The 15,494-nt window shown below is 72.1% G+C and carries 17 protein-coding genes; 11 read left to right on the top strand and 6 right to left on the bottom strand.

The annotated features are described in order from the left end of the window. Positions 1-27: 27 nt before the first annotated feature. Positions 28-420 carry a hypothetical protein gene (locus ACIBF7_RS37305; RefSeq protein ID WP_364237283.1) on the top strand — a complete coding sequence of 131 codons (393 nt, stop codon included), beginning with the start codon at positions 28-30 and terminating at the stop codon, positions 418-420. On the opposite strand, the gene ACIBF7_RS37300 is transcribed toward ACIBF7_RS37305, so the two are convergent. Beyond that, a complete protein-coding gene (locus ACIBF7_RS37300; protein WP_397199242.1) occupies positions 347-1,264 on the bottom strand; it encodes a pentapeptide repeat-containing protein in 918 nt (305 codons plus the stop codon). The genes ACIBF7_RS37305 and ACIBF7_RS37300 overlap by 74 nt on opposite strands. A gap of 76 nt (positions 1,265-1,340) precedes the next feature. Between ACIBF7_RS37300 and ACIBF7_RS37295 the strand changes: the two genes are divergently transcribed. From ACIBF7_RS37295 to ACIBF7_RS37275, 5 genes are all read left to right on the top strand, one after another. Further along, on the top strand, positions 1,341-2,447 hold the full coding sequence (locus ACIBF7_RS37295) for an SMI1/KNR4 family protein (protein ID WP_397199241.1): 1,107 nt from the start codon (positions 1,341-1,343) through the stop codon (positions 2,445-2,447). 81 nt (positions 2,448-2,528) lie between these two features. Then, positions 2,529-3,977, top strand: coding sequence for an argininosuccinate synthase (argG, locus tag ACIBF7_RS37290; RefSeq protein ID WP_148029070.1), 1,449 nt, complete (start codon positions 2,529-2,531; stop codon positions 3,975-3,977). A gap of 66 nt (positions 3,978-4,043) precedes the next feature. Beyond that, entirely contained in the window at positions 4,044-4,991 is a 948-nt protein-coding gene (locus tag ACIBF7_RS37285) for a helix-turn-helix domain-containing protein (RefSeq protein WP_271275725.1), read from the top strand. Between the two features lie 53 nt (positions 4,992-5,044). After that, positions 5,045-5,620 carry a dienelactone hydrolase family protein gene (locus ACIBF7_RS37280; protein WP_397199240.1) on the top strand — a complete coding sequence of 192 codons (576 nt, stop codon included), beginning with the start codon at positions 5,045-5,047 and terminating at the stop codon, positions 5,618-5,620. Positions 5,621-5,887: 267 nt separating this feature from the next. Continuing rightward, positions 5,888-6,724: a hypothetical protein gene (locus ACIBF7_RS37275; protein WP_397199239.1), complete on the top strand. Its 837-nt coding sequence runs from the start codon at positions 5,888-5,890 to the stop codon at positions 6,722-6,724. A gap of 6 nt (positions 6,725-6,730) precedes the next feature. Here ACIBF7_RS37275 and ACIBF7_RS37270 read toward each other — a convergent pair whose 3' ends face one another. Next, complete coding sequence (locus ACIBF7_RS37270; protein WP_397199238.1) at positions 6,731-7,180, bottom strand: NUDIX domain-containing protein; 450 nt, start codon at positions 7,178-7,180, stop codon at positions 6,731-6,733. Positions 7,181-7,259: 79 nt separating this feature from the next. On the opposite strand from ACIBF7_RS37270, the gene ACIBF7_RS37265 reads away from it, so the two are divergent. Genes ACIBF7_RS37265 through ACIBF7_RS37255 form a run of 3 tightly spaced genes read left to right on the top strand, consistent with a single transcriptional unit; the run spans position 7,260 to position 9,334 of the window. Next, complete coding sequence (locus ACIBF7_RS37265) at positions 7,260-7,739, top strand: hypothetical protein (protein WP_148029074.1); 480 nt, start codon at positions 7,260-7,262, stop codon at positions 7,737-7,739. Between the two features lie 48 nt (positions 7,740-7,787). Next, the gene (locus ACIBF7_RS37260) at positions 7,788-8,801 is read left to right on the top strand and encodes a hypothetical protein (protein ID WP_397199237.1); all 1,014 of its coding nucleotides are present in this window, start codon (positions 7,788-7,790) and stop codon (positions 8,799-8,801) included. A gap of 11 nt (positions 8,802-8,812) precedes the next feature. Beyond that, positions 8,813-9,334, top strand: a complete 522-nt coding sequence (locus ACIBF7_RS37255; protein ID WP_397199236.1) for a hypothetical protein — start codon at positions 8,813-8,815, stop codon at positions 9,332-9,334. 68 nt (positions 9,335-9,402) lie between these two features. Here the strand turns inward: ACIBF7_RS37255 and ACIBF7_RS37250 are convergent, their stop codons facing one another. Further along, the gene (locus ACIBF7_RS37250) at positions 9,403-10,005 is read right to left on the bottom strand and encodes a class I SAM-dependent methyltransferase (RefSeq protein ID WP_271275719.1); all 603 of its coding nucleotides are present in this window, start codon (positions 10,003-10,005) and stop codon (positions 9,403-9,405) included. Positions 10,006-10,051: 46 nt separating this feature from the next. Between ACIBF7_RS37250 and ACIBF7_RS37245 the strand changes: the two genes are divergently transcribed. Beyond that, the gene (locus ACIBF7_RS37245; RefSeq protein WP_271275718.1) at positions 10,052-10,501 is read left to right on the top strand and encodes a MerR family transcriptional regulator; all 450 of its coding nucleotides are present in this window, start codon (positions 10,052-10,054) and stop codon (positions 10,499-10,501) included. Between the two features lie 28 nt (positions 10,502-10,529). Here the strand turns inward: ACIBF7_RS37245 and ACIBF7_RS37240 are convergent, their stop codons facing one another. The 3 genes from ACIBF7_RS37240 to ACIBF7_RS37230 form a co-directional block, all read right to left on the bottom strand. Beyond that, positions 10,530-11,336 (bottom strand): NAD(P)H-binding protein, encoded by an 807-nt coding sequence (locus ACIBF7_RS37240; RefSeq protein WP_271275717.1) that lies wholly within the window; start codon positions 11,334-11,336, stop codon positions 10,530-10,532. 246 nt (positions 11,337-11,582) lie between these two features. After that, positions 11,583-12,764: a hypothetical protein gene (locus ACIBF7_RS37235; protein WP_187280929.1), complete on the bottom strand. Its 1,182-nt coding sequence runs from the start codon at positions 12,762-12,764 to the stop codon at positions 11,583-11,585. 113 nt (positions 12,765-12,877) lie between these two features. Continuing rightward, positions 12,878-14,512, bottom strand: a complete 1,635-nt coding sequence (locus ACIBF7_RS37230) for a dolichyl-phosphate-mannose--protein mannosyltransferase (RefSeq protein WP_271278179.1) — start codon at positions 14,510-14,512, stop codon at positions 12,878-12,880. Positions 14,513-14,597: 85 nt separating this feature from the next. On the opposite strand from ACIBF7_RS37230, the gene rsmI reads away from it, so the two are divergent. Continuing rightward, entirely contained in the window at positions 14,598-15,446 is an 849-nt protein-coding gene (gene rsmI / locus ACIBF7_RS37225; RefSeq protein ID WP_271278180.1) for a 16S rRNA (cytidine(1402)-2'-O)-methyltransferase, read from the top strand. The last annotated feature ends 48 nt before the right edge of the window (positions 15,447-15,494 follow it).

Below are 15,494 nucleotides of genomic sequence, written 5' to 3'. Positions count from 1 at the left end.
CTGTCCGGGTGCAGTAGATTCGCCCGCATGGGTGTGCTCGTCGACTACTTCACCGCGGCTTCCGACCAGTCCGCCCGGCTGGCCCTCGACGGCGGGCCGGCGGGCGCGAAGCTGCCGTACGTCGACTGCAAGGGATGGCTCGACGAGCTCGACACGCTCGCCGCCGAACTGAGCGGACGCGACCTCAGCGAGTTCGGCGACAGCGAGGTCCTGGCGGACGACGGCGAGTCGGCCGGCCTGGAGCGGATGACGGCCGAGACCGTCGCCGCCCTCGCCGCGGTGGACGACGCGCGGCTGCGCGAGTACGCCGAGGAGGAGCTCCTCGACGAGTACGAGCGCGAGCGCGTCACGGCCCTGCGGGACCTGGCCCGCGAGGCGGCCCGGCTCGACCAGGGGATGTATCGCTGGACGTGCGCCTGAGCGCCTCGAACAACTCCTCGCGGAGGGCGGGCGGCAGTCTCCTGCCCATGTCGAGAGCGCTCACCAGCGCCTGGTCGTCGTTGCGCTCCAGGGCATGGTCGGCGAGGAACTCCAGGCTGAAGTCGGCCTCCTCGCGGTGGCGCTCCTCCGGCAGGCGCTCCACCAGGGGCAGCACCGCCTCCACCCGCTCGCTGACCCGGTCGAGGAGGGCGTAGCGGGGCGGCCCAGGCAGGAGCTGGGCCCGGAGGTCGATGTGGTGGAAGGCGACGCCGTCGAGCTCGGCCCCGGTGAAGTCGTTGCCGGTGAAGTCGTTGCGGTCACGGCCCAGCGCGGCCCGGTCGTCGTCGTGCGGGCGGCCCCAGAAGTTGACCTCCCGTACGCGGCCGAGGAAGACGCAGTCGACGAACTCGGCCTCGAACGTGGATGTCTGGTCTCGCAGCCGGGACCGGTCGAACAGGCACTTCTCGAACCGGACGTTGCCGAAGAAGGTGTGCGGCGCGAAGCGGGTGCGGCGGAACACGCAGCCGCGGAAGACCGACCGCGGCCAGCGGGCGCCGTCCCACGGTCCCCGCAGGCACGTGTCGCCCAGGGACAGCTGGTCGAAGGCCGCGCCGGTGAAGTCGCAGCCTTCGAACTCGCTCCCGTGGACGCGGAACTCCGAGAACCGCGTGCCGGAGAAGTCGACGTTCGTCAGCCGCGCCCGGTCGAAGGTCACCTCGGTGACCCCGGCGGGTGGCTCGAACCGCTGGTCGCGGAGCTCGCCGCGGGCGATCCAGGAGGTCTGCCACGGCTCCGGGCCGGGCTGGAGGCTGAACGGGGTGTCCGCGCAGGGAGGTTCGCGCATGCGCGAAGTATCGCAGTCGGCCCCGACAGAACGCTTTCGATCACGATCAGGGCTGTTTCCGGATACCCTGCCGGACGTGCGGCGATTGATCACATCTCGTGGGGTATGGCTTGCGCTGTCCGCTGCCGTCGCGGCGGTGGTGATCGTGGCGGTCGTCCGTTCCCGCCGCCCGAAGGCAGTCGTCCCGGACCCGCCCCCGGCTCCGCCGCCCGTGGCGCAGTGGCCGCCCGTGCCGATCCTCGGCACGCCCACCGCCGAGGATCTCCGGCGTTACGTCCACAGGCCCTCCTTCTTCGACCGCCCCGCGGTCGCCAAGTTCCTGGAGCCGCGCGAGCCCGGACCGCCGCTCGACGCGCCCACCCGGCGGAACCTGACCCGGTGGGGCGTCGCCGGGCTCGCGCTCGCCGTGCTGGCCGCCGGCACTTACCTGATGGAGTCCGCGGTCTTCTCCAAGGAGGACACGGGCGTGGTCGCGGAGACCGTCGTGATGTCCCCGTACGCCCAGGTGCCGGAGGACGCCGCGCGGTACACGGAGGTCCGCGAGGCGTACGTGGAGGAGCCGGCCGACGCGGACTGCGGGCCCGGGAGCGCCACCCCGCGCGTGCGGAGGCCCGACCCGAAGGTGACCCGGGCCGTGAACCGGCAGTGGCGGCGGATCGAGACCTGGCTGAAGGCCAACGCCCCCAGGAGCTACCGCACGCTGGGCAAGCCCGCGAAGGCCAGGACCATCGCGGTGGCGGAGGCGCAGATGGGCCTGCGGTTCCCCGACGACCTGAAGGCCTCGCTGCTGCGCCACAACGGGGTCGTGCCGGTCCGGGACACCTGGGGGTTCGGCTTCCTGGGCAACGGGAACATGGGCGTCCGTGAGATCCGCGACACCTGGCGGATGCTCTGCGAGATCGACAGCGTGGACCGGGCCGGGCCGCGCGACGACTGGTGGGACGGGCGGATGATCCCCGTCGGCGCCAACGGCTCGGGCGACCACCTGGTGGTCGACTCGGCGCGGCGTGACATCGGCTACACCGACCACGAGGGCACCATGAGCTTCGAGCCGGGCGGGACCCGGATCCGCTCGTACCACGCCCTGCTGAGAACCACCGCCGACGCCCTGGAGAGCGGCGGTTCCATCGGCTGGTGGAAGCCCGAGGTGGTCGACGGCGAACTCGAATGGAAGGTCCTGTAAGCCGCTGCCCGAGGCGGATGAAAGGGCTCTTCAGGAGGGGGGCTTTGCATAACCATACGCCACAATGCATACTCTTCTCTTATGTCCAAGGTTCTCACCTCTCTGCCCATCGGCGAGCGTGTCGGCATCGCCTTCTCGGGTGGTCTCGACACCTCCGTCGCCGTCGCGTGGATGCGCGACAAGGGCGCTGTCCCCTGCGCCTACACGGCCGACATCGGCCAGTACGACGAGCCCGACATCGCCTCGGTGCCCGGCCGTGCGGTGGCGTACGGCGCCGAGGTCGCCCGGCTGGTCGACTGCCGCGCGGTGCTGGTGGAAGAGGGGCTGGCCGCGCTCGCCTGCGGCGCGTTCCACATCCGCTCCGGCGGGCGGGCCTACTTCAACACCACGCCGCTCGGCCGCGCCGTCACGGGGACCCTCCTGGTGCGGGCGATGCTCGAGGACGACGTGCAGATCTGGGGCGACGGATCGACGTTCAAGGGCAACGACATCGAGCGGTTCTACCGCTACGGTCTCCTCGCCAACCCGCACCTGCGGGTCTACAAGCCCTGGCTCGACGCCGACTTCGTGACCGAGCTCGGCGGCCGCAAGGAGATGTCGGAGTGGCTGCTCGCCCACGACCTGCCCTACCGTGACAGCACCGAGAAGGCGTACTCCACGGACGCCAACATCTGGGGTGCCACCCACGAGGCCAAGACGCTGGAGCACCTCGACGCCGGCATCGAGACCGTTGAGCCGATCATGGGCGTGCGGTTCTGGGACCTCGGGGTGGAGATCCCGGCCGAGGACGTGACCATCGCCTTCGAGCAGGGCCGCCCGGTGTCGATCAACGGCAAGGAGTTCGCCACCCCGGTCGACCTGGTGATGGAGGCCAACGCCATCGGCGGCCGGCACGGCCTGGGCATGTCCGACCAGATCGAGAACCGGATCATCGAGGCCAAGAGCCGTGGCATCTACGAAGCGCCCGGCATGGCGTTGCTCCACGCCGCGTACGAGCGGCTGGTCAACGCGATTCACAACGAGGACACGCTGGCGTACTACCACAACGAGGGACGGCGGCTCGGCCGGCTGATGTACGAGGGCCGCTGGCTCGACCCGCAGGCGCTGATGCTCCGCGAGTCGCTGCAGCGCTGGGTCGGCACGGCGATCACCGGCGAGGTCACGCTGCGGCTGCGGCGCGGCGAGGACTACTCGATCCTCGACACCTCGGGCCCGGCCTTCAGCTATCACCCGGACAAGCTGTCGATGGAGCGTACGGAGGACTCGGCGTTCGGCCCGGTCGACCGGATCGGCCAGCTCACCATGCGCAACCTGGACATCGCCGACTCGCGCACCAAGCTGGAGCAGTACGCCAGCATGGGCATGGTCGGCACCAGCCACTCCGCGCTCATCGAGGCCCCGCCGGCGGCCCCGACCGAGCTCATCGGCGACATGCCGGAGGGCGGCGCCGAGGCCATCGCCTCACGCGGCGACGTCGCGGACGACGACGAGCTGCTCGACCGCGCCGCGATGGAGTTCGGCACCGACTGACCGCGAACCGGGCCGTGCCCCGCGGGCCGGCCCGGCCGTAATGGCGGTATGCGTACAATTCCGGACATGCACTCCGTGGCGCTCGCCCTGTACGACGGCGCCATGCTGTTCGAGGCCGCCGCGGCCGTCGAGGTGTTCGGGATCGACCGGTCCGACCTGGCCGACCCGTGGTACGACTTCCGCGTGTGCGGCCCGAGCCGGGGCCGGGTGGGCGACTGGCTGCGGGTGGACACCCCGCACAGCCTGGACGCGGTGGTGGACGCCGACACGGTGGTGGTGTCCTCCTGCGACGTGGAGATCGGGCCGCCGCCGGGTGACGCGGTGGACGCCGTCCGGGCCGCCCACGAGCGCGGGGCCCGGATCGTGTCGCTGTGCACCGGGGCGTTCGTGCTCGCCGAGGCCGGGATCCTGGACGGGCGGCGGGCGACCACCCATTGGATGCACGCCGCGCTGCTCGCCACCCGTTATCCCCGCGTACGGGTCGATCCCGACGTCCTCTACATCGACGAAGGGACCGTCCTGACCTCGGCGGGCAAGGGGGCGGGGCTCGACCTGTGCCTGCACGTCGTCAGGAAGGACCACGGCGCGGCGGTGGCGAACGCGCTGGCCCGCCGCCTGGTCGTGCCGCCGCACCGGGCCGGCGGGCAGGCGCAGTACGTGACCGCGCCGGTGCCGGACCAGGCCGGCCAGTACGGGCTCGCCGACGTCCTCCAGTGGGCGCAGGCCCACTTGCACGAACCGCTGACCGTACGCGACCTGGCCCGCCGCGCCGGGATGAGCACCCGCAACCTCGCCCGCCACTTCCACCGCGCCCTCGGCGTCACCCCGCTGCACTGGCTGCACGCCCAGCGGGTGCACCGGGCACAGGAGCTGCTGGAGACCACCGACGCCGGCGTGGAGCAGATCGCGGCCCGCACCGGGATGGGCACGGCGGCGACCCTGCGCAGGCACTTCACCCGCGCCGTCGGCGTCTCGCCCGACACCTACCGGCGGACCTTCCGCGCGCCCGGCTGACTACGGAAACTGTCGGCGGCGTGGGGCATGCTGAGCGCGGCGAAGGGAGAGACATGGCCGAGGTGCTGTTGTTCCATCACGCCCAGGGGCTGACGTCCGGGGTGCGGGAGTTCGCGGAGGAGCTCAGGCGGGCGGGCCACACGGTGCACGTGCCCGACCTGTACGAGGGGCGCGTCTTCGAGTCGCTCGACGAGGGCGGCGGTTACGCGCAGGAGACCGGGTTCGAGACGATCATCGAGCGCGGGGGGTCCTTCGCCGCATGGCTGCCGGGCGAGCTGGTCTACGCCGGGTTCTCCCTCGGGGTGCTGCCGGCGCAGCAGCTGGCCCAGACGCGGGCGGGGGCGAAGGGCGCGCTGCTGTTCCACTCGTGCGTGCCGGTCACGGAGTTCGGCGAGTCCTGGCCGGAGGGCGTGCCGGTGCAGGTCCACGGCATGGAGGGCGACCCGTTCTTCGCCGGCGAGGGCGATGTGGAGGCGGCTCGCGCCCTCGTGGAGTCGACTCCGGGCGCGGAGCTGTTCCTCTACGAAGGCAAGGACCACCTGTTCGCCGACGGCAGCCTGCCTTCCTACGACGAGCCGGCGGCCAGGCTGATGATGGAGCGGGTGCTGGCCTTCCTCAACCGGATCTAGTCGTAGCAACCGCCGCCGTTGTTCACCGACGGCGGGCGGGCGTCGAGGATGGGGTGCCGGGCCAGGCCCTCGCCACCATGTCCTCTTCGCTGCCGCAGCCGTCCGAGAATGGGCACGATCAGCGGGGCCGGTCGAAAACGTCTGGCGATCGGCGGAGGGCAGGCGTAGGTTCCTGAGCTGTGGCCTCTTGAGATCGCCTGCGACGAGTCCGGCTCGGAAGGGGAGAAGCTCGTCGGCGGCAACACCGCCGTCTTCGCGCACGCCGCCGTGCTTCTGGGCGCCGAGGCCGCCGCGGAGTGCGTCCGCGAGACCCGCGCCCGCATCCGTTCCCCCGCCACCGAGTACAAGGCCAACCACCTGCTCCGCGGCAAGCACCGGGCGGTGCTGGTCTGGCTGCTCGCCCCCTCGGGGCCCATCTACGGCCGGGCGCGGGTGTTCCTGGCCGACAAGGCCTACTTCGCGGTACGGAAGATCGCCGACCTCATCGCCGGGGACGTGGCGTACACAGGCGCAGGCGGGGACCGGGCGCTCGCCGCGGACCTCTACCGTGAGGGGCCGGTCAGCCTCGGCCCGGAGCGGTTCACCGCGTTCCTGGAGTCGTTCAACGACGTGATGCGCCGGCGGGCCCCCGCCGAGCGGTTCTTCCTCACCGTCGAGGAGCTCGCCGGGGTCGGCGGGCGGGTGGGGGAGATCATGCGCCTGCTCGACCGTTCCAGGCAGCCGCTGGAGGACTTCCTGGAACGGCCGGGCGAGATGCCGGCGCTGGACCCGCTCATCCCGGCCATCATGCGGGCGGTCGTGCACTGGGGACGCGACCGGCGGCCGGTGTCGATCCTGCACGACGAGCACAACGGCCTGACCGAGGAGCGCGTCGCGCACCTGAAGCGGGTGGTGGATCTGGCCGGGCTGCGGCTGGCCGACTCCTTCCACGAGCCCCGGGTGCAGGTCGCCGACTTCCTGGCCGGGGTGGCCAGGCGGATCGCGGAGGACGAGCTGGGCGGGCGCGGCGACCCCGAGCTTGTCGCGCTGCTGCGCCCGTACGTGGATCCGGCCTCGGTCTGGGGCGACGAGCGGAGCTGGGCGCTGCTCCGCCCGGCCGGCTGAGGGGCGTCAGGCCGCCGCGGCGTCGCGCAGGCTGCTCAGCACCCAGGGCGGGCAGGCGGGGTCGGCCTCCGCCTCCGCCGTCGTCAGCCAGACGAACCCGGCCACCTCGGCGGGCGCGGCCGCGACCGGTTCGGCGCGCGGCGGCATCGGGGCCGCGAACACCACGTTGACCACCGGGTCGCCGTCGTCGGTGACGAAGAACCCGCTGGAGGCGTAGGTGAGGGGAACGCCGGTCAGGTCGACGCCGATCTCCTCGGCGACCTCGCGGCGGGCGGTCTCCTCCAGCACCCGCTGACCGGCGCCGTCCGGCTCGGCCTTGCCGCCCACGCCGGCGAGCGTGCCGGGGGCGTGCGACTCGCCGTCGCCGCGCCTGATGAGCAGCCAGCGGCCGTCGCGGCGCAGGAACACCTCGACGTTGACGACGAAGGCCGGGCGGCCGTTGGCGGTCATGGTCATGGGACGGCATCTTGACGGCTCGTACTGGATAGTGTCACTATCTAACAACTGGATAGTGCTGCTATCGAAAGGATTCGAGATGTCACTCGTTCTGGTGATCGCCACCCTGGTGTTCCGGCTGCTGGGCGCGTTCGGGGTGCGGCGGTTCGCGACCTGGCGGGTCAGCGCGGCGCACGGGCTCGCGCTGTTCCTCGTCATCACAGGCAGCGCCCACTTCGCCCCCGAGGGCAGCGGCTTCACCACGACCCACGCCGACCTCGTGGCGATGGTGCCGCCGTTCGTGCCGTTCCCCGCCTTCATGGTGTACGCGACCGGCGTGCTGGAGATCCTCGGCGCGGCCGGGCTGGTGCTGAGCCGCACCCGGCGGGCCGCCGGGCTGTGGCTGGCGGTGATGTTCGTGCTGCTCCTGCCCGCCAACGTGTACGCGGCGCTGGCCGGGCAGGACGTCACGCCGCTGTGGCTGCGGGTGCCCGAGCAGGCCCTGTACATCGCGGTCGCGCTGTGGGCCGCTCTCGGGACGCGTACGGTGGAGCGTGCTGGAGATCATGTGCGCGTGTGAGCCCCGCGAGGCGGGCGTTCACCGATTCGAGCCGGAGGCGTTGGGACTGTGACCGCGGGAGCACGGACGACGGGCGCGAACACCGCGCTGGCCTGGGGCGTCGTCGCCAGCGCCGCGCTCACCGGGCTCGTCTGGCTGGCCGGGCAGCGGCTGGCCGGCATCGCGTTACTCCCCGACCAGGGGGCGTCCTGGTACTACTGGAAGCTGCCCGAGCCCACTGTCTGGACACGGCTGTCGGCCTGGCTCGGCTACGCCGCCCACCAGGTCGCGTTCTGGGGCCTGATCTACTACGCGCAGACCCGGGTCCGCCGCTACACCGGCGGCCTGCACCGGGTGAACGTCGTGGCCCTGGCGGTCAACTTCGGGTTCATCCTGCTGCACCAGGCGCAGACCCAGGTGTTCTACGACGGGCTGGCGCAGGACGTGTCCATCTTCAGCTCGCAGGCCTCGGTGGTGCTCCTGCTGATCGTGGTGCTGCTCATGGAGAACCGCCGCCGCGGCCTGTTCGCCGGCCGCCCGGCGCCCATCTCGGCGGAGGTCACGTCCTTCGCCCGCCGGTACCACGGCTATCTGTTCAGCTGGGCCGCCGTCTACACGTTCTGGTATCACCCGATGGAGACGACGAGCGGCCACCTTATCGGGTTCTTCTACATGTTCCTTATCCTCTTGCAGGGCAGCCTCTTCCTCACCCGCGCGCACACCAACCGCTGGTGGACCCTCACCCTGGAGCTCCTGGTCGCCGCGCACGGCACGCTGGTGGCCTTCATGAACACCGGCCCCGACGGGGCGTGGCCGATGTTCCTCTTCGGCTTCCTGGGCGTGTTCGTCCTCACCCAGATGCACGGCCTCGGCCTCGGCGCCACGACCCGCTGGATCCTGGCCGCCTGTTACGCCGGGGCGGTGGTGGCGGTGTACGCGGTGCGCGGCATCGGCGAGGCGACCGAGGTGGTCCGCATCCCCGCCATCGAGTACCTGCTGGTGGGCGTTCTGGCGGTGCTGCTGTGGGCGGTCCTGCGCCTGGCGCGGCTGAGAAGCCCGGCGGGGACGGTCCCGCGCCGGTAGGTTCTGGGGGCATGCCGAGAAGATCGCGATTATGGTGGTTCGCCGCGCTCGTGGTGTCGGGTGCGGGAGCCTTCTACCTGTTCACGCTGCCGGAGAGCCTCGTCTTCGCTTCCTGGAGCTTCGGCTCGTGTTTCGGATGGGAGACGCGCCAGGAGCTCTCCATCCTCCTGGCGCCGGTCATCCAGTGGGTCCCGCTGTTCTGGCTAGGCGGGCTCCCGGCGGTCGCGCTGGCCTTCTGGGCGCACTGGCTGGCCGCGCGGCGGGGCCGGCCGCTGATCGGGCGGGTCGTCGCGCGGGTCGTGGCGGGCGCGCTCCTGGTCCTGTACGGAACCGGCCTGGTGACCTTCGGCGTGGACATGGCGCTGGACCGTGAGGGGTGCTTCCCCCAGTGGGCAGGCGTGGAGGGTCTGCGGTTCCTCGCAGGCGTCGACGCCTGGCCGGTCTTGGCCGCGTGCTGCGTGCTGGCGGCGGCGCGGGCGCGGTCCGGGCGGCCGGCGCGAAGCTCTGCGGGCAGCCTCGGCATCGCCCGCTGACCAGGCCGGTCCTGGTCGCCCACGACCCGCGTCACGGCCTTGTGCCGGCGCGGCCCGCCGCTGAAGGGTTACGCGGGAGCCCGCCTGGCGACGAAAGCCGTCAGGCTGGGCAGTTCGTGCCGTGTGACGTCGTCGAAGCGCTCGCGCAGGGCCGACTCCAGCGTGGCCAGCACCTTGTCCGGCAGGCGCAACCCCCGGGCGAGCCGCGACGGGGCGTCGCCGCCGTGCCAGGCGATCACCAGGCGGCCGCCCGGCTTCGTCACCCGGTGCAGCTCGCGCAGTCCCGGCTCCAGTTCCGGCCAGATGGCCACGTTGTTGACCGAGACGACGCAGTCGAACGCGGCGTCCTGCTGGTGGGTGCGGTCGGCGGTGCCCAGCCCCGGCTCGGTCCCGGGCGCCTTGCGGACGGCGAGCGCGCGCATCTCGGGTGACGGATCGACGCCCGCCACCCGTCCGGCTCCCGTACGGCTCAGCAGCCGCAGCAGCGCGCCGGGGCCGTAGCCGACCTCCAGCACATGCTCGCCCGGCCGGATGTCGAGCAGCGGCAGCAGGTCCCGCTGGCGGTTGGTCCAGAGCATGACGCGGCCGGCCAGGCGGCCCATGAGGCCGGAGGGGGCGGCGAAGGACGAGTCGTGTTCGCGGCCGGTGACCCAGGATGTCGTGGTTCCCATGCACCCCAGCAAAGCGGTTCAAGCTGACTTGAAGTCAAATGGGAACATGGACGAATTCATCCCGATCGGTGAGGCGGCCCGGATGCTCGGCATGAACGCCTCCGCGCTGCGCTACTACGAGGAACGCGGACTGGTGCCGCCGGCGGGACGCCGGCAGGGGCGGCGCGTGTACGGCAGGGACGAGCTGCGCCGGCTGGTGTTCCTGCAGAGCGCGCAGCGGCTGGGCATCCCGCTGGACACCGCCGGCGCGGTGCTGGAGGCGCCGGGGGAGCAGTGGCGGGCCACCGTCGGCGAGCGGATCGAGGCGCTGGAGGAGCTGATCGAGCGGGCCAGGACGGCGCAGGAGTTTCTGCGCCACGCGATCGACTGCCCCGCCGAGCATCCGGTACGGGAGTGTGACTTCCTGCGGGGGATCCTGGACCGGATGCTGGAAGGGCTCACGCTGGAGCAGGTCGCCGCGGAGCACGCCCTCACGGACGCACGGCCCACCGCTTAGGCGGGGGGACGGCGCTGTGATGCTCGGATCACCAGGTGGATTCGACGTACTCGGTGAAGTCGCGTGGCTCGCGGCCGAGGACCTGCCGCACGCCGTCGGAGAGGTGGGCGTTGGTGCCCGCGTCGATCGACGCGAACAGCCGGTTCACGAGCGCGATGTGGTCGGCGTCGAAGCCGCGGGCGGCGAGCCGGGCCGCGTGCTCCTCCGGTGAGACCGGCACGTACGTGATCGACCGCCCGGTCGCGGCGGCGATCTCGCCGATCGCGTCGCCGAACGACAGCAGCCGGGGCCCTGACAGCTCGTAGGTCCGCCCGGCATGGCCGTCGCGCAGCAGCACCTCGGCCGCCACGTCGGCGATGTCGTCGGCGTGCACGAACGGCTCCAGCCCATGGCCGGCGGACAGCTCGACCAGCCCGGCGTCGACCGGGTCGCGCAGCATCGGGTCCTCGCTGAAGTTCTGCGCGAACCAAGTCGGCCGCAGGATCGTCCACGCGCCGCCGGACGCCTTGACCGCCCGCTCGGAGGCCAGCAGGCGGTCGTCACCGAGCTTGGGCCAGTCACGGGACGACAGCAGCACCAGCCGCCGCACCCCCCGCGCGACCGCCGCCCCGGCGAACGCGGCCAGCAGCCCCGCCGCGTCAGGCCCCTGCGAGTCGACCAGGTAGGCGGCCGAGACGCCTGACAGGGCCGGTTCCCACGTGTCGTGGTCGTACCAGTCGAAGCGGGTCTCACCGCGACGCGAGGCCGCGCGGACCTCCGCACCGCGCGCCCGGAGCCGAGCGGCGACGCGCCGGCCCGTCTTGCCGGTGCCGCCCAGCACCAGGATCGTCGACATGCCCCCAGTCAACACGCCCACCCGCCGCCACGCGACCGCCAAAGACAGGAGACACCCTTCCGAAGTCCGCGAAGCGCGCCGTCGGTACACATGCCGCGGAGCGGGCCTCCAGGCAGGCGCGGACGGTGGGCTTCGGCGGCGCGACTCGCGGAGCGGGCCTCCAAGCAGGTGCCGTCGGTGGGTTTCGGCGGCGCGACTTGTGGAGCGCGCCGCCGGCGGGTGCCGGCGGCGTGGGGGAAGCTGGAGTCAGGTGGCGTTGACGTACTTTCTGGGGCGTAGCGCGTGGGCGCGTAGCGCTGCCAGGGCGGCGAACTGGCCGCCGCGGGTGAGCCGCACCGCCAGGGGGTCGGCGAAGGCGAGGTCGAGCGCCGCCAGTTGGTCGACGAGGCGGGCCAGCGCGGCCGCGACGTCGTCCGGTCCCGACGCGGGGTGCCAGCCCTCGCCGCCGACCACCTCCGCCACCTGCTCGCGGAGCTGGGCGGGGGACAGGAGCTCGCCGTCGGCCAGCAGCATGAGCGCGGCCTCCCTGGCCGACAGCTCGAACTCGTCGCCCCCGGCCAGCAGCAGCTTGGTCACCGCGTCCCACATCAGCTCCGGCGCGGAGAGCAGCTGCCGTCCGAAGCCGGTCACGGTCAGGCGGGTGCCTTCGCGGCTCAGCGCGCCCAGCTCGTGCTCGGCCAGCTCGCGCAGCCTCAGCGCCTCGGGTGACGGGGCCAGCCGGAGCGGGAGGGTGCCCTCGGACGCGGCCAGCGACAGCAGCCGGTGCAGCGCCGGGAGCGGCTGCGGGGTCACCGGCGCGTGCAGCCGCACCTCGAAGGGCTGGGCCAGCTTCCGCCTGGCCGGGCCGCGGCCCAGCACCCAGCGGTTGAGCCGCTCGCCCTGCACCCGGTGGAGCCAGCTGTCGCCGCCCAGGTCGGCGCGCGGCTCGGTGAGCCAGCGGCGGGTCAGCGCCACCCGGTCGACACTATCGCCGGCCAGGATGGAGAGCTCCAGGGCCGCCGAGCAGGCCACGTGGGCGCCCAGCTCCTCCGGCCCCATGATCATGCTCCACTGCAGCTCCGGCACGTCCGGCGGGAGCACGCCCGTCTCCTCCAGCGCCTCGTGGTAGGCGCGGGTGCCGGCGTCCTCGCCGTCGCGGGCGTACGCGCGCAGGATCCGCGTCGTGGTCTGCGAGGTGCACAGCGCCGCGTACCGTTCGAGGCCGCCGAGCTGCAGCAGCCGCCCGAGCGAACGCGCCAGCCGCTCGTGGTCACCCCCCACCTTGAGGGGCAGGGTGTACCAGAGGAACTCGCAGACATCGAGCTGCGTCACCGTCTCCAGCGGCTCGCCGCCGGTCAGCCACTCGACCGCGGTCCTGGCCTCGTCGGCGAGGTCCGGGTGGGACCGCTCCAACTCCGCCAGCAGCGCGGCGACGTCCGGTGCACTCATGCCTCGAAGTTTGCCGTATGGACCCCAGCCCTGACGATGACCGAATCCCGTGCGTATTGGGTCTAGCACAGCGACAACCCTATGAAATCACTATGTAATGGACGGTGACTGAACTAGATCCATCGTTTGTCGAAGAGCATCCTGACCTTCCACTCCGCGTAGGGGATCAGCTCGGCCGACAGTACAGGATGCAACCACCAGAAGTTGATCAATGCGAGCAAGGCGAACCCGCCGACCGCCGCCGCCCCGTACGTCCGCCTGGCCGGGATGCTGCCGTCGGCCAGTCTCGTGGCCGGGCCTATCAGCCATCCGGCACAGAGCGTGATCGCCAGGATCATGAACGGCACCATGGGGATCGCGTAGAACAGGAACATCGTCCGGTTGCTCGAGAACGCGAAGTAGAACCACGGCAGCCAGCCCATCGCGTAGGCGAGCAGCACCGCCCCGGCCCGCCAGTCGCGGGTGGCGACGTACCACGCGATCAGCGCCACCAGCGCGGCCAGCGCGCCGAACCAGATCACCGGCGTGCCGACCCCCAGCACCGCTTCCGAACAGGAGGAGGCCCCGCAGCCCGTCTTCTCGCCCTCGTAGTGGAAAGCCACCGGGCGCAGCAGCAGCGGCCACGTCCACGGCTCGGACATGTAGGGGTGGGACGTCTCCAGGCCCTCGTGGAAGGTGAAGACCTGCCACTGGTACTGGATCCAGGAGCGGGCCGAGTCGAGGATGAAGAAGAACGGGTTGCCCGACGAGGTGGCCTGGTCCCAATTGCGCCCGTAGCCGGTCGCGGTCGAGAACCAGCCGGCCCAGGTCACCATGTAGGACACGAACGGCACGGCGGCGAAGCCCACCAGCGCGTTGGGCACGTCCTTGGACAGCGCGCCGCCGTACGGGTTGCGGAGCCCGACGGCGCGGCGCGCGCCGAAGTCCCACATCACCGACATGGCGGCGAAGGCGACCGCGAAGAACAGCCCGGACCACTTGACCGACATCGCCAGGCCCAGGCACACGCCGGCCGCCATCCGCCACGGCCGCGCCCCCAGCCAGGGGCCCTGCGGCGACAGCGGCGAGGTCTCGTACCAGTCGACCAGCCGCTCGCGCGTCCTGTCGCGGTCGACGACCAGGCAGGCGAAGGCGGCCAGGACCCAGAACATGAGGAAGATGTCGAGCAGCGCCGTGCGCGACAGCACGAAGTGCAGGCCGTCGAGCGCCAGCAGCAGGCCGGCGAAGCAGCCGAGCAGCGTCGAGCGCGTCATCCGCCGGGCCACCCTGGCGAGGACGAGGATCGACAGCGTGCCGATCACGGCGGCGGCGAAGCGCCAGCCGAACGGGTTCATCCCGAACAGCCACTCGCCCGCGCCGATCATCCACTTGCCGAGCGGCGGGTGGACGACGTAGGAGGCGCACGGGTCGAGGCTGCCGTCGGCGCACTTCTGGAAGATGTCGGTGTCGCCCGCCAGGATCGCCTTGTCGGCGTCCTTGACCGTGGTGCGCTCGACGCCCCAGTTGATCAGCGAGAAGCCGTCCTTGGCGTAGTAGGTCTCGTCGAAGACCACCTCGTGCGGATGCCCCAGGCCGATGAAGCGGAGGATGCCTCCGAAGATCATGACGAGCAGCGGGCCGATCCAGCCCCACAGCACGCTGCCGCGCATCGCCGGAATCACCCGGTCACGCACGGAAAGCGCGCGGGGACTGCTCTCGTCAGACTCCGGGCCGCCGGAGGTCTGGTACGGGAAATCGGTCACCGCCATTCGGACATCGTACGGGTCTCAAGCCGGTGCTTCCCAAGAAACACGGCTCAATTCGGGCCGCCCCCGAGGCTGCCACAATGGCCGGATGACTGGTGAGGGCAGGCTCGTGCTGGCGGGGGCGCCGATAGGGCAGGCGGGCGACGTGTCGCCGCGGCTGCGCGAGGCGCTGGCGGGCGCCGACGTGGTGGCGGCCGAGGACACCAGGAGGCTGCGCAGGCTGACCGTCGAGCTGGGTGTGGAGATCGCCGGCCGGGTGGTGTCCTACTACGACGCCAACGAGGCGGCCCGCGCCGAAGAGCTGCTGGAGGCGCTCCTGGAGGGCCGCACGGTCGTGGTCATCACCGACGCGGGCATGCCGGGCGTCTCCGACCCCGGCTACCGGCTGACCCGCCTGGCCGTCGAGGCGGGCGTCACGGTCACCGCGCTGCCGGGCCCGAGCGCCGTCACCACCGCGCTGGCCGTCTCGGGGCTGCCCAGCGACCGGTTCTGCTTCGAGGGCTTCCCGCCGCGCAAGCCCGGCGACCGGGCCCGCCGCCTGGAGGCGCTGGCGCGCGAGGAGCGCACGATGGTGTTCTTCGAGGCTCCGCACCGGCTGGCCGCCTCGCTGGAGGCGATGGCCGGCGCGTTCGGCGCCGACCGCCCCGCGGCCGTCTGCCGCGAGCTGACCAAGACGTACGAGGAGGTGCGCCGCGGCGGGCTGGGCGAGCTGGCCGCGTGGGCGGAGGCGGGCGTCAAGGGCGAGATCACGGTCGTGGTCGCCGGCCACACCGCCGCGGACGAGGAGGCCGACCTGCCCGCGCTGGTGGCCGAGGTAGACCGGCGGGTGGCGGCGGGGGAGCAGCGCAAGACGGCCGTCGCCGACGTGGCCAAGGCGGCGGGCGTGCCCAAGCGGGAGCTCTACGACGCGGTTCACAGGCGTTCCGTCACCCCATAGTGTGCCCATGGTGAGGAACTGGGGGGTTTCGCGGCACCGCCTTGTCCC

The sequence above is a fragment of the Nonomuraea sp. NPDC050478 genome, assembly GCF_044458265.1.
Lineage (GTDB): Bacteria > Actinomycetota > Actinomycetes > Streptosporangiales > Streptosporangiaceae > Nonomuraea > Nonomuraea ferruginea.
The sequence above is the reverse complement of the archived record's forward strand: the minus strand, read 5'-3'. Positions and strand labels throughout refer to the sequence as shown.

What these genes read in the sequence shown, in the direction of transcription:
- ACIBF7_RS37305 (WP_364237283.1), top strand. Translation starts at nt 28, where the DNA reads ATGGGTGTGCTCGTCGACTACTTCACCGCGGCTTCCGACCAGTCCGCC.
- ACIBF7_RS37300 (WP_397199242.1), bottom strand. Translation starts at nt 1,264, where the DNA reads ATGCGCGAACCTCCCTGCGCGGACACCCCGTTCAGCCTCCAGCCCGGC.
- argG (WP_148029070.1), top strand. Translation starts at nt 2,529, where the DNA reads ATGTCCAAGGTTCTCACCTCTCTGCCCATCGGCGAGCGTGTCGGCATC.
- ACIBF7_RS37285 (WP_271275725.1), top strand. Translation starts at nt 4,044, where the DNA reads ATGCACTCCGTGGCGCTCGCCCTGTACGACGGCGCCATGCTGTTCGAG.
- ACIBF7_RS37280 (WP_397199240.1), top strand. Translation starts at nt 5,045, where the DNA reads ATGGCCGAGGTGCTGTTGTTCCATCACGCCCAGGGGCTGACGTCCGGG.
- ACIBF7_RS37270 (WP_397199238.1), bottom strand. Translation starts at nt 7,180, where the DNA reads ATGACCATGACCGCCAACGGCCGCCCGGCCTTCGTCGTCAACGTCGAG.
- ACIBF7_RS37265 (WP_148029074.1), top strand. Translation starts at nt 7,260, where the DNA reads ATGTCACTCGTTCTGGTGATCGCCACCCTGGTGTTCCGGCTGCTGGGC.
- ACIBF7_RS37255 (WP_397199236.1), top strand. Translation starts at nt 8,813, where the DNA reads ATGCCGAGAAGATCGCGATTATGGTGGTTCGCCGCGCTCGTGGTGTCG.
- ACIBF7_RS37250 (WP_271275719.1), bottom strand. Translation starts at nt 10,005, where the DNA reads ATGGGAACCACGACATCCTGGGTCACCGGCCGCGAACACGACTCGTCC.
- ACIBF7_RS37245 (WP_271275718.1), top strand. Translation starts at nt 10,052, where the DNA reads ATGGACGAATTCATCCCGATCGGTGAGGCGGCCCGGATGCTCGGCATG.
- ACIBF7_RS37240 (WP_271275717.1), bottom strand. Translation starts at nt 11,336, where the DNA reads ATGTCGACGATCCTGGTGCTGGGCGGCACCGGCAAGACGGGCCGGCGC.
- ACIBF7_RS37235 (WP_187280929.1), bottom strand. Translation starts at nt 12,764, where the DNA reads ATGAGTGCACCGGACGTCGCCGCGCTGCTGGCGGAGTTGGAGCGGTCC.
- ACIBF7_RS37230 (WP_271278179.1), bottom strand. Translation starts at nt 14,512, where the DNA reads ATGGCGGTGACCGATTTCCCGTACCAGACCTCCGGCGGCCCGGAGTCT.
- rsmI (WP_271278180.1), top strand. Translation starts at nt 14,598, where the DNA reads ATGACTGGTGAGGGCAGGCTCGTGCTGGCGGGGGCGCCGATAGGGCAG.